The organism is Streptomyces sp. NPDC048258, assembly GCF_043201995.1.
Lineage (GTDB): Bacteria > Actinomycetota > Actinomycetes > Streptomycetales > Streptomycetaceae > Streptomyces.
Map to the genome: position 1 here is coordinate 1 of NZ_JBICZH010000011.1, position 18,524 is coordinate 18,524.

The 18,524-nt window shown below is 72.9% G+C and carries 23 protein-coding genes and 1 pseudogene; 17 read left to right on the top strand and 7 right to left on the bottom strand.

The genetic code is table 11. The annotated features are described in order from the left end of the window. The 6 genes and pseudogenes from ACGFYQ_RS24245 to hisF all read left to right on the top strand — a co-directional run. Positions 1–240, top strand: a pseudogene (locus ACGFYQ_RS24245) (imidazoleglycerol-phosphate dehydratase); the annotation flags it as partial. A 2-nt stretch (positions 241–242) separates the two neighbouring features. Then, positions 243–410: a hypothetical protein gene (locus tag ACGFYQ_RS24250; RefSeq protein ID WP_030028108.1), complete on the top strand. Its 168-nt coding sequence runs from the start codon at positions 243–245 to the stop codon at positions 408–410. Further along, positions 407–1,066, top strand: coding sequence for an imidazole glycerol phosphate synthase subunit HisH (gene hisH, locus ACGFYQ_RS24255; RefSeq protein WP_393747154.1), 660 nt, complete (start codon positions 407–409; stop codon positions 1,064–1,066). Before ACGFYQ_RS24250 ends, hisH begins: the two co-directional genes overlap by 4 nt. Beyond that, the gene (priA, locus tag ACGFYQ_RS24260; RefSeq protein WP_393747156.1) at positions 1,066–1,794 is read left to right on the top strand and encodes a bifunctional 1-(5-phosphoribosyl)-5-((5-phosphoribosylamino)methylideneamino)imidazole-4-carboxamide isomerase/phosphoribosylanthranilate isomerase PriA; all 729 of its coding nucleotides are present in this window, start codon (positions 1,066–1,068) and stop codon (positions 1,792–1,794) included. The genes hisH and priA overlap by 1 nt, the downstream gene beginning before the upstream one ends. Beyond that, positions 1,791–2,174, top strand: coding sequence for a RidA family protein (locus tag ACGFYQ_RS24265; RefSeq protein ID WP_393747158.1), 384 nt, complete (start codon positions 1,791–1,793; stop codon positions 2,172–2,174). The genes priA and ACGFYQ_RS24265 overlap by 4 nt, the downstream gene beginning before the upstream one ends. Then, complete coding sequence (gene hisF, locus ACGFYQ_RS24270) at positions 2,171–2,926, top strand: imidazole glycerol phosphate synthase subunit HisF (protein WP_393747160.1); 756 nt, start codon at positions 2,171–2,173, stop codon at positions 2,924–2,926. The genes ACGFYQ_RS24265 and hisF overlap by 4 nt, the downstream gene beginning before the upstream one ends. 38 nt (positions 2,927–2,964) lie before the next feature. Here the strand turns inward: hisF and ACGFYQ_RS24275 are convergent, their stop codons facing one another. From ACGFYQ_RS24275 to ACGFYQ_RS24285, 3 genes are all read right to left on the bottom strand, one after another. After that, positions 2,965–3,321: a hypothetical protein gene (locus ACGFYQ_RS24275; RefSeq protein ID WP_393747162.1), complete on the bottom strand. Its 357-nt coding sequence runs from the start codon at positions 3,319–3,321 to the stop codon at positions 2,965–2,967. Then, positions 3,318–3,854, bottom strand: a complete 537-nt coding sequence (locus ACGFYQ_RS24280; RefSeq protein WP_393747164.1) for a DUF6232 family protein — start codon at positions 3,852–3,854, stop codon at positions 3,318–3,320. Before ACGFYQ_RS24280 ends, ACGFYQ_RS24275 begins: the two co-directional genes overlap by 4 nt. A 203-nt stretch (positions 3,855–4,057) precedes the next feature. Beyond that, the gene (locus ACGFYQ_RS24285) at positions 4,058–4,690 is read right to left on the bottom strand and encodes a TIGR03085 family metal-binding protein (protein ID WP_393747166.1); all 633 of its coding nucleotides are present in this window, start codon (positions 4,688–4,690) and stop codon (positions 4,058–4,060) included. Positions 4,691–4,782: 92 nt separating this feature from the next. Here ACGFYQ_RS24285 and hisI point away from each other — a divergent pair, with 92 nt between their 5' ends. From hisI to lgt, 11 genes are all read left to right on the top strand, one after another. After that, entirely contained in the window at positions 4,783–5,151 is a 369-nt protein-coding gene (gene hisI / locus ACGFYQ_RS24290) for a phosphoribosyl-AMP cyclohydrolase (protein WP_393747169.1), read from the top strand. A gap of 15 nt (positions 5,152–5,166) precedes the next feature. Then, positions 5,167–6,657: an anthranilate synthase component I gene (locus ACGFYQ_RS24295; RefSeq protein ID WP_393747171.1), complete on the top strand. Its 1,491-nt coding sequence runs from the start codon at positions 5,167–5,169 to the stop codon at positions 6,655–6,657. Positions 6,658–6,671: 14 nt separating this feature from the next. Next, positions 6,672–7,316 carry a TIGR02234 family membrane protein gene (locus ACGFYQ_RS24300; RefSeq protein WP_393747173.1) on the top strand — a complete coding sequence of 215 codons (645 nt, stop codon included), beginning with the start codon at positions 6,672–6,674 and terminating at the stop codon, positions 7,314–7,316. Positions 7,317–7,427: 111 nt separating this feature from the next. After that, on the top strand, positions 7,428–7,679 hold the full coding sequence (locus tag ACGFYQ_RS24305) for an HGxxPAAW family protein (protein WP_393747175.1): 252 nt from the start codon (positions 7,428–7,430) through the stop codon (positions 7,677–7,679). A 104-nt stretch (positions 7,680–7,783) separates the two neighbouring features. Then, positions 7,784–8,269, top strand: a complete 486-nt coding sequence (locus tag ACGFYQ_RS24310) for a DUF2752 domain-containing protein (protein WP_393747177.1) — start codon at positions 7,784–7,786, stop codon at positions 8,267–8,269. Positions 8,270–8,441: 172 nt separating this feature from the next. Then, positions 8,442–9,251, top strand: a complete 810-nt coding sequence (gene trpC / locus ACGFYQ_RS24315; protein ID WP_214932893.1) for an indole-3-glycerol phosphate synthase TrpC — start codon at positions 8,442–8,444, stop codon at positions 9,249–9,251. 8 nt (positions 9,252–9,259) lie between these two features. After that, positions 9,260–9,472, top strand: coding sequence for a tryptophan biosynthesis modulator TrpM (trpM, locus tag ACGFYQ_RS24320; RefSeq protein ID WP_362390233.1), 213 nt, complete (start codon positions 9,260–9,262; stop codon positions 9,470–9,472). 207 nt (positions 9,473–9,679) lie between these two features. After that, positions 9,680–10,927, top strand: coding sequence for a tryptophan synthase subunit beta (gene trpB / locus ACGFYQ_RS24325; protein WP_393747180.1), 1,248 nt, complete (start codon positions 9,680–9,682; stop codon positions 10,925–10,927). Then, positions 10,924–11,754 (top strand): tryptophan synthase subunit alpha, encoded by an 831-nt coding sequence (gene trpA, locus ACGFYQ_RS24330; RefSeq protein ID WP_393747182.1) that lies wholly within the window; start codon positions 10,924–10,926, stop codon positions 11,752–11,754. The genes trpB and trpA overlap by 4 nt, the downstream gene beginning before the upstream one ends. A gap of 111 nt (positions 11,755–11,865) precedes the next feature. Next, positions 11,866–12,846, top strand: a complete 981-nt coding sequence (locus ACGFYQ_RS24335) for a DsbA family protein (RefSeq protein ID WP_393747184.1) — start codon at positions 11,866–11,868, stop codon at positions 12,844–12,846. Between the two features lie 88 nt (positions 12,847–12,934). Beyond that, a complete protein-coding gene (gene lgt / locus ACGFYQ_RS24340; protein WP_393747187.1) occupies positions 12,935–14,032 on the top strand; it encodes a prolipoprotein diacylglyceryl transferase in 1,098 nt (365 codons plus the stop codon). A gap of 254 nt (positions 14,033–14,286) precedes the next feature. On the opposite strand, the gene ACGFYQ_RS24345 is transcribed toward lgt, so the two are convergent. From ACGFYQ_RS24345 to ACGFYQ_RS24360, 4 genes are all read right to left on the bottom strand, one after another. Further along, a complete protein-coding gene (locus ACGFYQ_RS24345) occupies positions 14,287–15,102 on the bottom strand; it encodes an HpcH/HpaI aldolase/citrate lyase family protein (RefSeq protein WP_393747189.1) in 816 nt (271 codons plus the stop codon). Then, positions 15,099–16,352 carry a CaiB/BaiF CoA transferase family protein gene (locus tag ACGFYQ_RS24350; RefSeq protein ID WP_393747191.1) on the bottom strand — a complete coding sequence of 418 codons (1,254 nt, stop codon included), beginning with the start codon at positions 16,350–16,352 and terminating at the stop codon, positions 15,099–15,101. Before ACGFYQ_RS24350 ends, ACGFYQ_RS24345 begins: the two co-directional genes overlap by 4 nt. After that, entirely contained in the window at positions 16,349–17,317 is a 969-nt protein-coding gene (gene rbsK, locus ACGFYQ_RS24355) for a ribokinase (RefSeq protein WP_393747193.1), read from the bottom strand. Before rbsK ends, ACGFYQ_RS24350 begins: the two co-directional genes overlap by 4 nt. Continuing rightward, positions 17,314–18,524: ADP-ribosylglycohydrolase family protein (locus ACGFYQ_RS24360; protein WP_393747195.1), on the bottom strand; the 1,211-nt coding region annotated here is incomplete at its 5' end. The genes rbsK and ACGFYQ_RS24360, both read right to left, overlap by 4 nt.

An 18,524-nucleotide genomic window follows, 5' to 3' on the forward strand; every position in this document is an offset into this window, starting at 1 on the left:
ACCGAGCCCGAGAACATGGCGCCGATGATCGGCACCTACGACACGACGATGACCCGGCACATCTTCGAGTCCTTCGTCGCGCAGGCCCAGATCGCCCTGCACATCCACGTCCCGTACGGGCGCAACGCCCACCACATCGTGGAGTGCCAGTTCAAGGCTCTCGCGCGCGCCCTGCGCTACGCGGCCGAGTTCGACCCGCGCGCGGCCGGCATCCTGCCCTCCACGAAGGGCGCCCTCTAGCCGTGAACGGGCTCAACACGATCCTCATCGTCCTCGGCCTGTTCCTGGCCGGGGGCGTGTACTCCTTCCAGAAGCAGCAGATGCCCAAGTCGGTCGTCGTCCTGCTCGCCATCGCCTCCGCGATGTGTCTGGCCGCCGGGGTCCTGCGAATCCAAGGAATCTGGGAATGAGCACTGCCGCCACCACCCGTCCCACCAAGAAGGTCGTCGTCTTCGACTACGGCTTCGGCAACGTCCGCTCCGCCGAGCGCGCCCTCGCCCGCGTCGGCGCCGACGTCGAGATCACCCGCGACTACGACAAGGCCATGGACGCCGACGGACTCCTCGTCCCCGGCGTCGGTGCCTTCTCCGCCTGCATGCAGGGCCTCAAGGACGTCCGCGGCGACTGGATCATCGGCCGCCGGCTCTCCGGCGGCCGCCCGGTCATGGGCATCTGCGTCGGCATGCAGATCCTCTTCGAGCGCGGCATCGAGCACGGCGTCGAGACCGAGGGCCTCGACGAGTGGCCCGGCACGGTCGGCCCGCTCAAGGCCCCGATCGTCCCCCACATGGGCTGGAACACCGTCGAGGCCCCGGCCGACAGCCAGGCCTTCGCCGGCCTGGACGCCGACGCCCGGTTCTACTTCGTGCACTCCTACGCGGCGCACGACTGGAGCCTGGAGGTCACCAACCCGTTGATCCGCGCCCCCAAGGTCACCTGGGCCACGCACGGCGAGCGCTTCGTCGCGGCGGTTGAGAACGGCGCCCTGTGGGCGACCCAGTTCCACCCCGAGAAGTCCGGCGACGCCGGAGCCCAGCTCCTCACCAACTGGATCGAGACCCTCTGATGCAGAAGACGCTTGAGCTCCTCCCCGCGGTCGACGTCCGCGACGGACAGGCCGTCCGCCTCGTGCACGGGGTGTCCGGCAGCGAGACCTCCTACGGCTCCCCGCTGGAGGCGGCCCTCGCCTGGCAGGCCTCCGGCGCCGAGTGGCTGCACCTGGTCGACCTGGACGCCGCCTTCGGCACCGGCGACAACCGCGCCCTGGTCGCCGGGATCACCGCCGCCATGGACATCAAGGTCGAGCTGTCCGGCGGCATCCGCGACGACGCCTCGCTGGCCGCGGCCCTCGCCACCGGCTGCACCCGGGTCAACCTCGGCACCGCCGCCCTGGAGACCCCCGAGTGGGCCGCCAAGGCCATCGCCGAGCACGGCGACAAGATCGCGATCGGCCTCGACGTCCGAGGCACCACCCTCAAGGGCCGCGGCTGGACCAGCGAGGGCGGCGACCTGTACGAGACCCTCGCCCGCCTGGACTCCGAGGGCTGCGCCCGGTACGTCGTCACCGACATCGGCCGGGACGGCACGCTGACCGGCCCCAACCTGGAGCTGCTGCGGAACGTCTGCGCCGCCACCGACCGGCCCGTCGTGGCCTCCGGCGGCATCTCCTCGCTGGACGACCTGCGGGCGCTGGCCGAGCTGGTCCCGCAGGGCGTCGAGGGCGCGATCGTCGGCAAGGCCCTGTACGCCAAGGCCTTCACCCTGGAAGAAGCCCTGAAGGTGGTCTCCGCATGAGCTCCGACGAAGTACGCCGCATCTCGTCCGGCGGCGCCTACGAGGACGTCATCGGCTACTCCCGCGCCGTCCAGCTCCCGAACGGCCTCGTCCTGGTCTCCGGCTGCACCGCGGCCGACGCCAACGGCCCGTACGACCAGGCCGTCGGCGCCTTCGGCGTCGCCTTCAAGGCCCTCGCCCAGGCCGGTCTCGGCCCCGAGCACGTGGTCCGCACCCGGATGTACCTCACCCACGCCCGAGACGTGGACGAGGTGGGCCGCGCCCACAAGGAGCTGTTCGACGCGGTCCGCCCCGCCGCGTCCATGATCATCGTCTCCGGATTCGTCGACCCCAGCATGGTCGTCGAGGTCGAGATCGAAGCGTACGGAGGTGCGGCATGACCCTCGCCGTACGAGTGATCCCCTGCCTGGACGTGGACAACGGCCGGGTCGTCAAGGGCGTCAACTTCCAGAACCTGCGCGACGCCGGTGACCCGGTGGAGATGGCCAAGCTGTACGACGCCGAGGGCGCCGACGAGCTGACCTTCCTCGACATCACCGCGTCCTCCGGGAACCGCGAGACCACGTACGACGTGGTGCGCCGCACCGCCGAGCAGGTCTTCATCCCGCTGACCGTGGGCGGCGGCGTCCGCACCGCCGACGACGTGGACAAGCTGCTGCGGGCGGGCGCGGACAAGGTGGGCGTGAACACCGCCGCCATCGCCCGCCCCGAGCTCATCCAGGAGATCGCCGAGCGCTTCGGCCGCCAGGTCCTCGTCCTGTCGGTCGACGCCCGCCGGACCGATTCGGGCTCCTTCGAGGTCACCACCCACGGCGGCCGCCGGGGCACCGGCATGGACGCCGTCGAGTGGGCGCACCGGGCGGCCGAACTGGGCGCCGGGGAGATCCTGCTGAACTCGATGGACGCCGACGGCACCAAGGACGGGTACGACACCGAGATGATCGCGGCGGTGCGGAAGCACGTCATGGTCCCGGTGATCGCCTCGGGCGGCGCCGGCAAGCTGGAGCACTTCCCGCCGGCGATCGCGGCGGGCGCCGACGCGGTGCTCGCGGCCTCGGTGTTCCACTTCGGCGACCTGCGGATCTCCCAGGTCAAGGACACGCTCCGGGCGGCCGGCCACCCGGTTCGCTGAGGCCGGGCGGGCCCGGCTTCCGGCCGGGCCCGCCCCCCTCAGCCCGCACCCAGCAGCCGAAGGATCGCGTGGACCGCCTCGCCGACCGGTTGTGCGAGGGGGCCGATCACCGCCGCGACGCCGGCCACGGCCATCAGGGCGCGATGCCGCTCCTGCGGGGTGCTGGTGACGGAGGCGATCGCGCGCAGGGAGTCGTCGACGGTCTCGGCGCTGCCGGGCGGGATCTGGCCGCGCAGCTCTTCCAGCAGCCGCACCAGCCTCTCGATCGCCTCGCGCTGGTCGGCGGGCAGCTGCTGGGCGATGGTCGGGGACTGGTGCTTCACGATCCCCGTGTTGCCTGTTCCGTCGTTCATGTTGACGACATCGCCGTAGTGGTACGAATCGCCACCGGTCATTTCTTCACGACCCCCAGGTTTCCCGCGCCGCCGTACATGTTCACGGTGTCGCCGAGGTGGTAGTTGTTCGGATTGATGCTCAGACGTTCGACGCGTACGGCGAACTCGGTCTCCGGGTGCTCGATGGCGTAGACGATCTGCCCGACCAGCTGCCGCAGCTGCTCCTTGTCGGGCAGCGTCACCAGGGCGGTGGACGGGCCTGACGTCTCCACGGAAAGAACGTGCCGGGACGGCGCGGCCAGCTGGGTGAGCAGCCGGACGAAGAGGATGACCGCCATGATGATGCCGAGGGTCCACAGCCCGTTCGCGGCGTTGTCCGAGCCGTAGTCCGAGCCGCTGGACGTCCCCGGGTCCGCACCGGCGATCTGGAGCACGATGACCAACGCCGCCGTGACGCCGAGCCACTTCAGGAACTGGAGGAAGGCTCCCCCGCGGTCGGGCCTGATCTGGAAGGTGCGCACCCGGGCGATGTTGTGCAACGGATAGGCCGCGCCGTCCACCCACAGCAGCCGTTTGTCGACCCGCAGCTCCACACCGGGTCCGAGGACTCCGGGCGGAAGTGGTGGCGCCGACGGCGGCCGGGGCGGTAACGGTGGTGGTGGGACCTGGCTGGATTCCATGATTTCCCCCGTGCGCTGTCGACCATGTGACCGAGCGAGGCTTCATTAAGCTCGCCCGGTGCCGCCAGGGCAAGGGAAACTTCACGCCAAGTGCACCTGCCCGGATGCCCGGCTTCCTAGATGCCCAGTTCGGCCCTCGTCAGTTTCGCGACGGCCTCCTTGTCGCCGTCCAAGGTCACCGCGGCAGCGTCCTGGCGGCCGAAACAGAACAGCGTCAGCTCGCCCGGCTCGCCCGTCACCGTCACCACGGGGACGCCCTTGTGCGCCACCGCCGTGCGGCCGTCGGGCCGCCGCAGGACCAGCCCCACCGGCGAGCGCCTGCCCGTCAGCCGGGCCAGTTTCTCCAGCCGGGACCACAGCGCGTCCGAGAACACCGGGTCCAGCTCCCGCGGCGACCAGTCCGGCTGGGCCCGCCGGACGTCCTCCGCGTGGACGAAGAACTCCACCGCGTTCGCCGCCTCGTCGATCTGCTTCAGGGCGTACACGGACAGTTTCGGCGGCCCGGTGCGGATCAGCTGGATGAGTTCCTCGTACGGCTTGGCCGTGTACTCCTCCATCGCCTTGTCCAGCCGGGCCTTCAGCACATTCAGCAGCAGGCCCCCCGCCGCGTCCGGCCGACGCTCCCGGACGACCACGTGCGCCGCCAGCTCCCGGCAGCTCCAGCCGTCGCACAGTGTCGGCGCCTCCGGCCCTGCCGCCTCCAACAGGTCGGCCAGCAGCAGTCGTTCGCGCTTCGCATGGGTAGACATGGCGGCCAGCCTACGGCTGGATACCGCCGCGCGCCTGCCCATCAGGCGGACAGAGATCCGTTTCCGGCATTCCGGCCCGGCACAATGGCCGCATGAGTACGTCCCCCCGCCCCGGCACCCTCGATCCCGCCATCGCGGCACGCCTGAAGCGTTCCGCCGACGGCCTGGTACCGGCCATCGCCCAGCAGTACGACACCGGTGAGGTGCTCATGCTCGGGTGGATGGACGACGAGGCCCTGCACCGCACCCTGACCACCGGCCGCTGTACCTACTGGTCCCGCAGCCGCCAGGAGTACTGGGTGAAGGGGGATACTTCCGGCCACTTCCAGCACGTGAAGTCCGTCGCCCTCGACTGTGATGCCGACACCGTGCTCGTCAAGGTCGACCAGGTCGGAGCCGCCTGCCACACCGGCGCCCGCACCTGCTTCGACGACGATGTCCTCCTCCGCGACGCCGACTAGACAGGTCCCACGCACATGGATCTCGATTCGTTCCGCAAGCTCGCGGCCGACCGCCGCGTCATCCCCGTGAGCCGCAAGCTGCTGGCCGACGGGGACACCCCCGTCGGGCTCTACCGCAAGCTGGCCGCCGAACGCCCCGGTACCTTCCTGCTGGAGTCCGCCGAGAACGGCCGCTCCTGGTCGCGGTACTCCTTCGTCGGCGTGCGCAGCGACGCCACGCTGACCGTCCGCGACGGCCAGGCGCACTGGATCGGCACCCCGCCCGTGGGCGTGCCCACGGTCGGCGACCCCCTCGAAGCGCTGCGCGCCACCGTCGAGGCCCTGCACACCCCCCGCGACCTGGCGGGCGGCATGCCCCCCTTCACCGGCGGCATGGTCGGCTACCTCGGCTACGACATCGTGCGCCGCCTGGAGCGCATCGGGGAGCACGCCGCCGACGACCTGAACCTGCCCGAGCTGACGATGCTGCTCACCTCCGACCTGGCGGTCATGGACCACTGGGACGGCACCGTCCTGCTCATCGCCAACGCCATCAACCACAACGACCTCGACACGGGTGTGGACGAGGCCTACGCCGACGCGGTGGCCCGCCTCGACGCCATGGAGGCCGACCTCGCGCGGCCCGCCCCGTACGTCCCGGCCCCGCTGCCCGCCTCCGAGCTGCCCGAGTTCTCCGCGCTGTGGGGTGGCGAGAAGTACCAGGCCGCCGTCGAGGACGTGAAGGAGCGGATCCGCGCCGGCGAGGCCTTCCAGGTGGTGCCCTCGCAGCGGTTCGAGACCCCCTGCCAGGCCTCCGCGCTGGACGTCTACCGGGTGCTCAGGGCCACCAACCCCTCCCCGTACATGTACCTCTTCCGCTTCGAGAACGGCTTCGACGTGGTCGGGTCCAGCCCCGAGGCGCTGGTCAAGGTCGAGGACGGCCGGGCCATGGTCCACCCCATCGCCGGCACCCGCCACCGCGGGGCCACCCCGCAGCAGGACCACGACCTCGCCGAGGAGCTGCTGGCCGACCCCAAGGAGCGCGCCGAGCACCTGATGCTCGTCGACCTGGGCCGCAACGACCTCGGCCGGGTCTGCGAGCCGGGCTCCGTGGAGGTCGTCGACTTCATGAGCATCGAGCGGTACTCGCACGTCATGCACATCGTGTCCACCGTCACCGGGCGGGTCGCCGAGGGCAGGACCGCCTTCGACGTGCTCACCGCCTGCTTCCCCGCGGGGACCCTCTCGGGAGCGCCCAAGCCGCGCGCCATGCAGATCATCGAGGAGCTGGAGCCCACCCGCCGCGGTCTGTACGGCGGCTGCGTGGGCTATCTGGACTTCGCCGGGGACTCCGACACGGCCATCGCCATCCGCACCGCGCTGCTGCGCGACGGCACGGCGTACGTGCAGGCGGGCGCCGGGGTCGTGGCCGACTCGGTGCCCGAGCTGGAGGACAACGAGTGCCGCAACAAGGCGGCCGCCGTGCTGCGCGCGGTGGGAGCGGCGAACCGCCTCCACGGCTCCTGAGGGCGTAGGGGATAGTGGGGTACGTGAGTGCCGTACCCCCGCCCCGAACCGATGCCGATGCCGAGGCCCCCGACAGCAAGGGCGGCCGCCGCAGCGTGGCCGTCGCGCTGCTGCTCGGCACCCTCGGCTCCACCGTGGTCCTGCTCGCCTCCGGCCGGGTCTGGGCCCGGGGCACCACCGCGATGGGCGGCGACTCTCTCGCGCTGACCGCGGACGGGCGGGCCGTCACCGGCCTTCCCGCCGCCCTGGCCATCGTCGGGCTCGCCGCCCTGGTCGCCGTCTTCGCCGTACGCGGCAAGGGGCGGCTGCTGGTGTCGGGGCTGCTGGCGCTCAGCGGCCTGGGCGCGGCCCTGGTGGCGGTCTTCGGCGCCGACGGCCGCCGGGCCCTGGACGCGGAGGCCGCCCGTACGACCGCGGACACCGCGGCGCAGGTGGTGGGGCTCACCCAGACGGCCTGGCCGTTCGTCACGGCCGCCGGGGCGGCCCTGATCCTGGCCGCCGGGCTGCTGGCCCTGCGCTTCGGCCGCGGCTGGCCCGCGATGGGCGGCCGCTACGAGCGCGACGGCAGCCCTCGTACGCGCAGGCCCGCTGCGGTGGATCCGGACCGCCCGGAGGATCTGTGGAAGGCTCTGGACCGCGGCGAGGACCCGACCCGCTGACGGACCCCCCGTGAACGGTGACCCCGCCCGGTGCGGGACAATGGGCACCGAGCGTTCGACACAGACCGCGCGTTCTACCCAGCACCGCGACAGAGCAACGAGGAGCAACTCATGGCGGGCACAGACCACGGACACACCCCGGCCGCCTGGACCGGTGTCATCATCGCCTTCATCGGTTTCTGCATCTCCGGCGCCTTCATGGTGATCGCGAACCCGCTGGGCTTCTGGGCCGGTCTCGTCGTCGTCGTGCTCGGCGGTGTCGTCGGCATGGCGATGAAGGCAGCGGGCATGGGTGCGCCGAAGGCCGCCCACAAGGACCTCGCCGAGGTCATCGCCGCCGGCAAGGTCCCCGCCAAGGTCTGAGCGCGGTCCCGAGGATCCGAAAGGCGCGGCCCCGTGGGGCTGCGCCTTTTGTCATCCCGCTTCGCCGTGCTGCGTCCCTTGCCATGATCGGCGAGAATCGGCGGGTGGACGCCTCCCGTACCCCCGATGCCGCGCCGCCGCCGGCGCCCCCGCCGGCGCACCCGCCGGCCACGGCGCCCGCCGTACGGGTCTCCCGGGCCCGGCGGCTCGCGACCCCGGCGCTCACCCTGGCCGCGGCCGCCGCGGCCTTTGCGTACGTGGGCACCGTGGATCCCAACGAGCCGGGCCATTACCCGGTCTGTCCGCTGCTGCGACTGACCGGAATCCTGTGCCCGGGATGTGGCGGCCTGCGCAGCGCGCACGCGTTCGCCCACGGCGATCTGATCACAGCTTTCGGGGCAAATGCCCTGGCTGTCGTCGGCTACTTCGTCTTCGCGGGGTTCATGGCCCTGTGGCTGGTTCGCGCCTACCGGGGCGGGCCCGTTCCCCGCCTCGCCTTGCGGCCGCTGCACTGGTGGGCCATCGGTGTGGTGGGTCTGGTCTTCGTCGTTGTCCGAAATCTTTCTTTCGGCTCCGCCCTGGCGCCCTGAGCCCTTTGTGGGGCCCGGATGAAGCCCGGATTCCGAATGTCCAGTTACTGGGACGCCGTCAACCGCGTGCGGAGTGCAACGCCTCCTGCGGATACCATTTGATTGCTGACCTTGCAGTTGTACGTGTCTGCAAGGCGGCCGACCGTCATCGACCCGGAAGGGGGCCGCTCGCGTGAGTGTGCTCGACGAGATCATCGAAGGGGTCCGCGAAGACCTTGCCGAACGGCAGGCCCGCGTGAGCCTCGACGAGCTCAAGGAGCGTGCCGCCAAGGCGCCCCAGGCCAAGGACGGCGTCGCTGCACTGCGCGGCGACAGCGTCAAGGTGATCTGCGAGGTCAAGCGTTCCAGCCCGTCCAAGGGCGCGCTGGCCGCGATCGCCGATCCGGCCGGGCTCGCCGCCGACTACGAGGCGGGTGGTGCGGCAGTCATCTCCGTCCTCACCGAACAGCGCCGCTTCGGTGGCTCGCTGGCCGACCTGGAGGCCGTCCGCGCCCGCGTGGACATCCCGATCCTGCGCAAGGACTTCATCGTCACGGCGTACCAGCTCTGGGAGGCCCGCGCCTACGGCGCCGACCTCGCGCTGCTGATCGTCGCGGCCCTGGAGCAGGAGGCCCTCGTCTCCCTCATCGAGCGGGCCGAGTCCATCGGTCTCACCCCGCTCGTCGAGGTCCACGACGAGGAGGAGGTCGAGCGTGCGGTTGCGGCCGGCGCCAAGATCATCGGTGTCAACGCCCGCAACCTCAAGGACCTCAAGGTCGACCGCTCCACCTTCGAGCGCGTCGTCGGCGAGATCCCGGCCCACATCGTCAAGGTCGCCGAGTCCGGAATCCGCGGACCGCACGACCTGATCGCCTACGCCAACGAAGGTGCCGACGCCGTCCTCGTCGGGGAGTCCCTGGTGACCGGCCGCGACCCGAAGGCGGCCGTGGCCGACCTCGTCGCCGCCGGCGCCCACCCCGCCCTGCGTCACGGGCGGAGCTGACCGCTCCCATGGCCCACGACCGCCCCTCCGTCAGCACCCGACCCGGCCGCCGCGGCCCGGTCGGCGTGCCGACGGCGCACGCGCCCCTGGCGCGCGGCTGCCGCCCTCGCGGCTGCCGCGCCCCGGCCCGGCGTGTGCACGGGCGGCGGGTCCGGTATGTGATCGGCTCCGAGCCCGGTCAGGTCAACGGCATGCGATGGCGTCCCGGAGGCGCGCTGTAACGAGGGCCATGGCCGACGGTACGAGACGTACCGTCCCGCCGCGTGGTCCCGTACGGCCCACCGCCCGGGCCGACCGGCTCCGGGCGCGGGTCCTCCTTCCCGCAGGCAGCACGGGCCACCCTCGTGGGGGTGGTGTGCGTGTCGCGGGCGGACGGCGCAATACGGTGAAAACCACTCGTCGCATTCCGTTCCCGTAGGAGCACTGGCATGTCCAGCAGCCAATTCTTCATCCCGGACCCGGAGGGTCACGTCCCGAACGCCGAGGGCTACTTCGGCGACTTCGGCGGCAAGTTCATCCCGGAGGCGCTCGTCGCCGCCGTGGACGAGGTCGCCGTCGAGTACGAGAAGGCCAAGGGCGACCCGGCCTTCGCGGCCGAGCTCAACGACCTGATGGTCAACTACACCGGCCGCCCGAGCGCCCTCACCGAGGTGCCCCGGTTCGCCGAGCACGCCGGCGGGGCGCGGATCTTCCTCAAGCGCGAGGACCTCAACCACACCGGCTCGCACAAGATCAACAACGTGCTGGGCCAGGCGCTGCTCACCAAGCGCATGGGCAAGACCCGGGTCATCGCCGAGACCGGCGCCGGCCAGCACGGCGTGGCCACCGCCACCGCCTGCGCCCTCTTCGGCCTCGACTGCACCATCTACATGGGCGAGATCGACACCCAGCGCCAGGCGCTGAACGTGGCCCGGATGCGCATGCTGGGCGCCGAGGTCATCGCGGTGAAGTCCGGCTCCCGGACCCTGAAGGACGCCATCAACGAGGCGTTCCGCGACTGGGTCGCCAATGTGGACCGGACCCACTACCTCTTCGGCACGGTCGCCGGCCCGCACCCCTTCCCCGCCATGGTCCGCGACTTCCACCGGGTCATCGGCGTCGAGGCCCGCCGCCAGATCATCGAGCGCGCGGGCCGGCTGCCCGACGCCGTCGCGGCGTGCGTCGGCGGCGGCTCGAACGCCATCGGCCTCTTCCACGCCTTCATCCCGGACTCCGACGTCCGCCTGGTCGGCTTCGAGCCCGCCGGGCACGGCGTCGAGACCGGCGAGCACGCGGCCACGCTGACCGCGGGCGAGCCGGGGATCCTGCACGGCTCCCGCTCCTACGTCCTCCAGGACGAGGAGGGCCAGATCACCGAGCCGTACTCCATCTCGGCCGGTCTGGACTACCCGGGCATCGGCCCGGAGCACTCGTACCTGAAGGACACGGGCCGCGGCGAGTACCGCGCGGTCACCGACGACGCGGCGATGCAGGCCCTGCGCCTGCTCTCCCGTACGGAGGGGATCATCCCGGCGATCGAGTCGGCGCACGCCCTCGCGGGCGCGCTCGACCTCGGCAAGGAGCTGGGCAAGGACGGCCTGCTGGTCGTCAACCTGTCCGGTCGCGGTGACAAGGACATGGACACGGCGGCCCGCTACTTCGGGCTGTACGACGCCGCTGAGGGGGAGTCGAAGTGAGCACCGCCAGTGAAAAGACCGGGCGTATCCAGCTGCTGAGCGACACGCTCGCCAAGGCGAAGTCCGAGGACCGCGCCGCCCTCGTCGCCTACCTCCCGGCGGGCTTCCCGACCGTCGACGGCGCCATCGAGGCGGTCAAGGCCGTCATCGCGGGCGGCGCGGACGTGGTCGAGGTCGGCCTCCCGCACAGCGACCCGGTCCTGGACGGCGCGATCATCCAGACCGCCGACGACATCGCCCTGCGCGGCGGCGTCAAGATCGCGGACGTGATCCGCACCGTGCGCGAGGCGCACGAGGCGACCGGGGCCCCGGTCCTGGTCATGACGTACTGGAACCCCATCGACCGCTACGGCGTCGAGCGGTTCACCGCCGAGCTCGCGGCGGCGGGCGGCGCCGGGTGCATCCTGCCCGACCTGCCGGTCCAGGAGTCCGCGCTGTGGCGTGAGCACGCGGAGAAGCACGGTCTGGCGACCGTCTTCGTCGTGGCCCCCAGCAGCAAGGACGCACGCCTGGCCACCATCACGGCGGCCGGCTCCGGCTTCGTCTACGCGGCCTCCCTCATGGGTGTCACCGGCACCCGCGAGTCGGTCGGCAACGAGGCCCAGGCGCTGGTGCGGCGCACCCGCGCCACCACCGAGCTCCCGGTCTGCGTCGGGCTGGGCGTCTCCAACGCCGTCCAGGCCAAGGAGGTGGCGGCCTTCGCCGACGGGGTGATCGTGGGTTCGGCCTTCGTCAAGCTGCTGCTGGACGCGCCGGACCTGCCGGCCGGGCTGGCCGCCGTACGGTCGCTGGCGGGCGAGCTCGCGGAAGGCGTACGCAGGAGCTGACGTGCGCGTTCGATCAGAAAGCACGCACGCCTGAGCGGGTTCTGTAGCCCGATCGGGTGGAAGTGAGGGCGGGGAGGCACGCGAGTGCCTCCCCGCTTCGTTTGGCCGAACGTGAGCGAGAAGAACGACGGTGCGAACCGCGATGCGACGAAACGATCGGCCCGCGAGCGACTCCTCGTGGAGCGCGAGCGGCAGAAGACCCGGGACAAGCGCCGGCGGACCCTCGTCGTGTCGGCGGCGGTGGTCGGCGTGCTCGGCCTGGCCGCCGTCGTCGGCCTGATCGCGGCCAACACCGGCAAGGACGGCGGCGCCGACAAGGCGGGTCCGGTGGTCGCCCCCTCCGGGGCCACCGGCAAGGACGCGCTGGCCATCCGTACGGGCAAGGACGAGGCCAAGTCCACCCTGACCGTGTGGGAGGACTTCCGCTGCCCCGCCTGCAAGTCCTTCGAGGACAACTACCGGGCCACCATCCACGATCTGGAGGCCAAGGGGCTCCTCAAGGTCGACTACCACCTGGTCACGCTCATCGACGGCAACATGGGCGGCAGCGGATCGCTGAAGGGCGCGAACGCGGCGGCCTGCGCGCAGGACGCCGGCAAGTTCCCGGCGTACCACGACGTCCTCTTCCAGAACCAGCCGCAGGAGGTCGACGACGCCTACGGCAAGAACGCCAAGCTGCTGGAACTGGCCGGCAAGGTGGACGGGCTGGACACCCCCGAGTTCCGCAAGTGCGTCGAGGACGGCACCCACAACTCGTGGGTGGGCAAATCGCACGAGGCCTTCGCCGCCGGGAAGTTCCGGGGCACCCCGACCGTGCTGCTGGACGGCAAGGACATCTTCGCCGACCAGGCCAATCCGGTGACCCCGCAGAAGCTGAAGGAGCAGGTCGAGGCCGCGGCCCAGGGAGCCTCCGGTGCCGATGCGCGGAAGGGCGCGGGGAAGGCCTCACCCTCGGGCGCCACGGCCTCCGGGACCACGCGCGGAGCCACTCCCGGGGCGACTCCGGGGGTGAAGGCCTCGCCGGCCGCGTCCTCGGGGGGCGGGTCGAAGACGCCCGCGAAGAGCGGCTCGGACAGCACTCCGGAGGGCTGAGCGACAGCTGGGGCGTGTGTGGATTTGGTTTCGGCTTGCCGGGCGGGTTGCGGTGGTGCCCGCCCGGCAGGGTAGCGTCGGGTCTGCCATGGACATTGCTTACATCCCCAGTCCGTCGACCGGCGTGATCCATCTCGGACCGATCCCGCTCCGCGGCTACGCGTTCTGCATCATCATCGGCGTCTTCGTCGCTGTCTGGCTCGGCAACAAACGGTGGGTCGCGCGCGGCGGAAAGCCGGGCACGGTCGCGGACATCGCCGTGTGGGCGGTGCCGTTCGGCCTTGTCGGCGGTCGCCTCTACCACGTGATCACCGACTACCAGCTCTACTTCGGCGAGGGCCGCAACTGGGTCGACGCCTTCAAGATCTGGGAAGGCGGCCTCGGCATCTGGGGCGCGATCGCGCTCGGCGCGGTGGGCGCCTGGATCGGCTGCCGGCTGCGCGGCATCCCGCTGCCGGCCTGGGCGGACGCCCTGGCCCCCGGTATCGCGCTGGCCCAGGCCTGCGGCCGCTGGGGCAACTGGTTCAACCAGGAGCTGTACGGCAGGGCCACCGACCTGCCGTGGGCGGTGGAGATCAGCGAGGGCCCGAACCGGGTCGCCGGTACCTACCACCCGACCTTCCTGTACGAGTCGCTGTGGTGCGTCGGCGTCGCCCTGCTGGTGATCTGGGCCGACCGCCGCTTCACGCTCGGGCACGGACGGGCGTTCGCCCTGTACGTGGCCGCGTACTGCGTGGGCCGCGGCTGGATCGAGTACATGCGGGTCGACGAGGCGCACCACATCCTGGGCCTGCGGCTGAACGTCTGGACCTCGATCGTCGTCTTCGTGCTGGCCGTGGTCTACCTCGTCCTGTCGGCGAAGCTGCGCCCGGGCCGCGAGGAGGTCGTCGAACCGGACCCCGGCGCCGATGCCTCCGGCGCCAAGGGCAAGGACACCGACCCCGCCGGGACGGAGCCGAAGGACGGCGAGGCTCCGGCCGACGCCGAGCCGGAGGACTCCGTGACCAAGGACCCCGTGACCGGGGAAGGCAGGGCCGCCGACGCGGCTCCCGCCGTCGACCCGGCGAAGGCGGAGACCGCCGGGGCGAAGACGCCCGTCCTGACGAAGGGCGCGCCGGCCGAGGCGGCGCCGCCGGCGGACGCCGAGCCGGCCGGGGGCGAGGCCCCGGGGGCCGAGAAGCGCTGACCCGAAGGTCGCGAGAGGGGGGTGCCGCTTACCGCGCGGCACCCCCCCTCTCGTTGTCGGCGCCGCCTGGAGGCCTTCGGCACCGGCGCGCTGTGGATCGGCCGGGGCGCGGTCAGCCGGGCGGCGAGCTCCAGCGCGCTGGAGGACGTGGTCATCGCCAACCGGGACAAGGCCACCGTCGACGCGGATGTGGCGCTGCACTGGGGACCCGGTTCCACCGCCGTGCCGCGCGACGTCGTCGGGCTGGTCGGCGCTCAACGCGTAGCCACCCGCCGCGACAGGGCCAGGGTGCGGTGGGCCGCTGCCACGACCGCCGGGTCCACGAACCGGCCGTCGGGCAGGGCCAGCGCCCCCGGGGTGGCCCGAGCCGCGCTCAGCACCTCCTCCGCGGCCGTGACCTCCTCCGGCGCCGGAAGGTAGGCCCGTTCGATCACCGGCAGCTGCCGCGGGTGGATCGCCGCCCGGCCGAGGAACCCGAGCGATCGGCCCCGCGCGCACGAGACGGCCAGCGCCTCCAGGTCCCGGATGTCCGGGAACACCGACTGGGACGGCGGCGCGAGCCCGGCCGCGCGGGCGGCCACCACCACCCGGGAGCGGCACCAGTCCAGGCCCGTCTCCGCGCTGACGGCCAGGTCGGCCCGCAGGTCCGCCTCGCCGAGGGACAGCCCGCGCAGGGCGGGGTGCGCGCGGGCGATCTCGTACGCCCGCTCCACGCCCACCGCCGATTCGAGCAGGGCGTGCAGGCTGACCCCGCCGGTGCGCACGGCGGCGGCGACGACCTGCTCGGGGGCGCTGATCTTGGGCAGCCGCAGCCCGGCCAGTCCGCGCAGCCCGGCGAGGGCGGTGAGGTCGGCCCCGCCCCAGGGGGAGTCGAGCGCGTTGACGCGGACGTGGACGGGGACCGGGGGCCGCCCGGCGAGCAGCTCGGCGGTCGCCGCGCGGGCGTACTCCTTGCGGGAGGCCGACACCGCGTCCTCCAGGTCCACGATGACGGCGTCCGCCCCGCTGCCGATGGCCTTGGCCACCACCGCCGGGCGGTCGCCCGGCGCGTACAGCCAGGTCAGGATCACAGTGCCCCCTCGGTCCGCAGCGCGGTGATCTCGTCCTGGGTCAGGCCGAGCTCGGTCAGGACCTCGTCGGTGTCCGCGCCGTGCGGGCGGCCGGCCCAGCGGATCCCGCCGGGGGTCTCGGAGAGCCGGAAGAGGATGTTCTGCATCCGGATCGGGCCGAGCTCGGGGTCCTCGACCTCGGTGACCGTGTCCAGGGCGGCGAACTGGGGGTCGGCCATCACGTCCCGGACGTCGTAGACCTGGGCGACGGCCGCCTCGGCCTCCTCGAAGGCGGCGACGACCTCTTCGGCCTTGTGGCGGGCGATCCAGCCGCCGACCGCCTCGTCCAGGACGTGAGCGTGGTCGGCCCGCCCGGAACCGGTCGCGAACCAGGGCTCGGCGATCAGCTTGGGCCGCCCCACCAGCCGCATCACGCGCTCCGCGATGGACTGGGCGGAGGTGGAGACCGCCAGCCAGCGGCCGTCCGCGCTGCGGTAGGTGTTGCGGGGGGCGTTGTTCGCGGACCGGTTGCCGGTGCGCGGCTGGACGTAGCCGAGCTGGTCGTACCAGAGCGGGTGCGGGCCCAGCACCGTGAGGATCGGCTCGATGATGGCCAGGTCGACGACCTGTCCGCGCCCGGTGCGGTCACGGCCCGCGAGCGCGGTCATCACCGCGTACGCGGTGGTCAGCGCGGCGATCGAGTCCGCGAGCCCGAAGGGCGGCAGGGTCGGCGGCCCGTCCGGTTCCCCGGTGATCGCGGCGAAGCCGCTCATCGCCTCGGCGAGGGTGCCGAAGCCGGGGCGGTGGGCGTACGGGCCCTGCTGGCCGAAGGCCGTGACGCGGGTCAGGATCAGCCGCGGGTTGGCGGCGGACAGCTCGGGCCAGCCCAGGCCCCACTTCTCCAGGGTGCCGGGGCGGAAGTTCTCGATGACCACGTCGGCGGTGGCGGCGAGCCGCAGCAGGGTGTCCCGGCCGCCGGGGGTGGACAGATCGAGGGTCATCGTCCGCTTGTTCCGGCCGAGCAGCTTCCACCACAGGCCGACGCCGTCCTTGGCGGGGCCGTGGCCGCGGGAGGGGTCGGGGCGGCCGGGGTGCTCGACCTTGACGACCTCGGCGCCGAAGTCGCCGAGCAGGGTGGCGGCCAGCGGCCCGGCGAAGAGGGTGGCCAGGTCGAGGACGCGCAGCCCTTCCAGGGGCCCTTGCCCCGCCCGGGCGCCGGCCGGGGCGGGCTCGGCCCCGGGGGCCGCGGCCGGTGCCGCGTCGGGGCTCATGAGGTGGCTCCGGGCGCGGCCTCGGGAGCGTGGCCCGGGGCCGCCTGCCCGGTTTCCGTGTTCCGCCCGGCCAGGGCATGGGCGAAGGCGTCGGTCTCGGCGCGGGTCGGCATCGAGTCCTGGGCGCCGGGCCGCTGGACGGACAGCGCGGCCGCCGCGGAGGCCCAGCGCAGCGCCTCGGGCATGGGCCGGCCCTCGCCGAGGGCCACGGCGAGGGCCCCGACGAAGGTGTCCCCGGCGGCGGTGGTGTCCACGGCCCGGACCCGGGGCGCGGGCACGGCCAGCGGCTCCCGGCCGCGCGCGGCGTACAGGACTCCGGCCGCGCCGAGGGTGATCACCACTTCGGGCACGTCGTCCAGCAGGGCCTCGGCGGCCTGGCGGGGGTCGGTGAGGCCGGTGAGGGCGGCGGCCTCGTGCTCGTTGGGGACCAGGAGGTCGGTGGCGGCGAGGAGTTCGGCGGGCAGCGGCTGCGCCGGGGCCGGGGTGAGGACCGTACGGACGCCGTGGGCGCGGGCGGAGCGGGCGCCGGCGAGGACGGCCTCCAGGGGGAGTTCGAGCTGGAGGAGGAGGGCGTCGGCGGCGGCGATCCGGGAGTCGTCGCCCGCCTCCAGGCCGGTGACGTGGGCGTTGGCGCCGGGGATGACGATGATGCTGTTGCCGCCCTCGTCGTCCACGGTGATGTGGGCGGTGCCGCTGGCGCCCTCGACGGTGCGCAGGGCCGCGGTCTCGATCCCGGCGGCGGTGAGCGCGGAGCGCAGCCGTACGCCGAACTCGTCGGCCCCGACCGCGCCGATCATCACCACCTTCCCGCCGCAGCGGGCGGCGGCGACGGCCTGGTTGGCGCCCTTGCCGCCGGGGACGGTGCGGAAGGCGCGGCCGGTGACGGTCTCCCCGAGGCGGGGGGCCTTGGGGACGTAGGCGACGAGGTCCATGTTCGTACTGCCGAGCACGGCGATGGCCGTCATGAGCGTGCTGCCTCCTGTGCGGTGAGCCGGTGGGTGGTGAGCTGGTGGGTGAGGCGGGCGAGGGTGTCGAAGCCGATGCCGTCGAAGCCGGGGACGGTGGTGGCGAGGCGGTTCTTGAGCGGGGCGGTCCAGCGGTGCGGGATGTTCTCGGGCGACCCGGCCAGGATCCCGGCGAGGGCGCCGGCGGTGGCGCCGTTGGAGTCGGTGTCCCAGCCGCCGGAGACGGCGCGGCAGACGGAGCGGGTGAAGTCGCCGTCGGCGTGGGTGAGGGCGGCGGCGATCAGGGCGGTGTTGGGGACGGCGTGCACCCAGTGGTAGTGGCCGTAGCGGGCGTGCAGGCTGTCGACGACGCGGTCGAAGTCGGGCTCGGCCCGCGCTGTACCCATCCCGGAGCGGACGGCCTCGGCGAGGCGTGAGCGGGGCGGTACGACGGCCAGCCCGGCCTGGAGGGCGGTGTGGACGTCGGCCCGGCCGGTGGCGGCCTCCGCGGTGGCGGCGGCGATGAAGAGCGCGGCGTAGACGCCGTTGCCGGTGTGGGTCAAGGCGGCGTCGCGGTAGGCCTGGGCCGCGGCGGCGGCCGGGTCGCCGGGGTTGGTCCAGCCGTGGACGTCGGCGCGGATGAGGGCGCCGATCCATTCGCGGAAGGGGTTGTGGTGGGTGGCGGTGAGCGGGGGCTCCAGGCCTTGCAGCAGATTCCGGTAGGCGACGCGCTCGGCGGTGAAGGTCCGTCCTGCGGGCAGTTCGTCGAGCCAGAGGCGGGCGACGTCGGCGGTGGTGAAGCCCTTGCCGTGGCGCTGGAGGAGGAGCAGGCCGAGGAGGGGGTAGTTGAGGTCGTCGTCCTCGGGCATGCCGTCGATGTTCTCGGCGAGGGAGGTGGGGGCGGAGCGGCGGTTCCACGGGTACGCGGCCAGGAGCTCGGGCGGGACGCCGCGTTCGCTGAACCAGTCGTTCAGCGGCCAGTTCCCGGCGGCCCGGGCCAGGGCGCGGATCCCTTCCAGGGGCAGCTTCTCGACGGGCTTGCCGAGCAGACAGCCGACGGCCCGCCCCAGCCAGGCGGCTTCCAGCCGGGCCCGCGGGCCCGGGTGGTGCGGCCCGGTCCCCGGCTCGGGCTCCGCGTCCCGGTCCCGGTCCGCGTACGCGGTGCGGTCCGGGTCGGCGGGCCGTGGTTCCGCCCGGCGGGTCCTGCGGTCGGGCGGCCGCTCCTCGG

Excerpts from the sequence above, each read along its gene's own strand:
- priA (WP_393747156.1), top strand. The coding sequence starts at position 1,066 with ATGCAGAAGACGCTTGAGCTCCTCCCCGCGGTCGACGTCCGCGACGGA.
- trpB (WP_393747180.1), top strand. The coding sequence starts at position 9,680 with ATGTCCAGCAGCCAATTCTTCATCCCGGACCCGGAGGGTCACGTCCCG.
- ACGFYQ_RS24305 (WP_393747175.1), top strand. The coding sequence starts at position 7,428 with ATGGCGGGCACAGACCACGGACACACCCCGGCCGCCTGGACCGGTGTC.
- hisH (WP_393747154.1), top strand. The coding sequence starts at position 407 with ATGAGCACTGCCGCCACCACCCGTCCCACCAAGAAGGTCGTCGTCTTC.
- hisI (WP_393747169.1), top strand. The coding sequence starts at position 4,783 with ATGAGTACGTCCCCCCGCCCCGGCACCCTCGATCCCGCCATCGCGGCA.
- ACGFYQ_RS24275 (WP_393747162.1), bottom strand. The coding sequence starts at position 3,321 with ATGACCGGTGGCGATTCGTACCACTACGGCGATGTCGTCAACATGAAC.
- ACGFYQ_RS24295 (WP_393747171.1), top strand. The coding sequence starts at position 5,167 with ATGGATCTCGATTCGTTCCGCAAGCTCGCGGCCGACCGCCGCGTCATC.
- hisF (WP_393747160.1), top strand. The coding sequence starts at position 2,171 with ATGACCCTCGCCGTACGAGTGATCCCCTGCCTGGACGTGGACAACGGC.
- lgt (WP_393747187.1), top strand. The coding sequence starts at position 12,935 with ATGGACATTGCTTACATCCCCAGTCCGTCGACCGGCGTGATCCATCTC.
- ACGFYQ_RS24265 (WP_393747158.1), top strand. The coding sequence starts at position 1,791 with ATGAGCTCCGACGAAGTACGCCGCATCTCGTCCGGCGGCGCCTACGAG.
- ACGFYQ_RS24350 (WP_393747191.1), bottom strand. The coding sequence starts at position 16,352 with ATGAGCCCCGACGCGGCACCGGCCGCGGCCCCCGGGGCCGAGCCCGCC.
- rbsK (WP_393747193.1), bottom strand. The coding sequence starts at position 17,317 with ATGACGGCCATCGCCGTGCTCGGCAGTACGAACATGGACCTCGTCGCC.
- ACGFYQ_RS24285 (WP_393747166.1), bottom strand. The coding sequence starts at position 4,690 with ATGTCTACCCATGCGAAGCGCGAACGACTGCTGCTGGCCGACCTGTTG.
- trpM (WP_362390233.1), top strand. The coding sequence starts at position 9,260 with ATGGCCCACGACCGCCCCTCCGTCAGCACCCGACCCGGCCGCCGCGGC.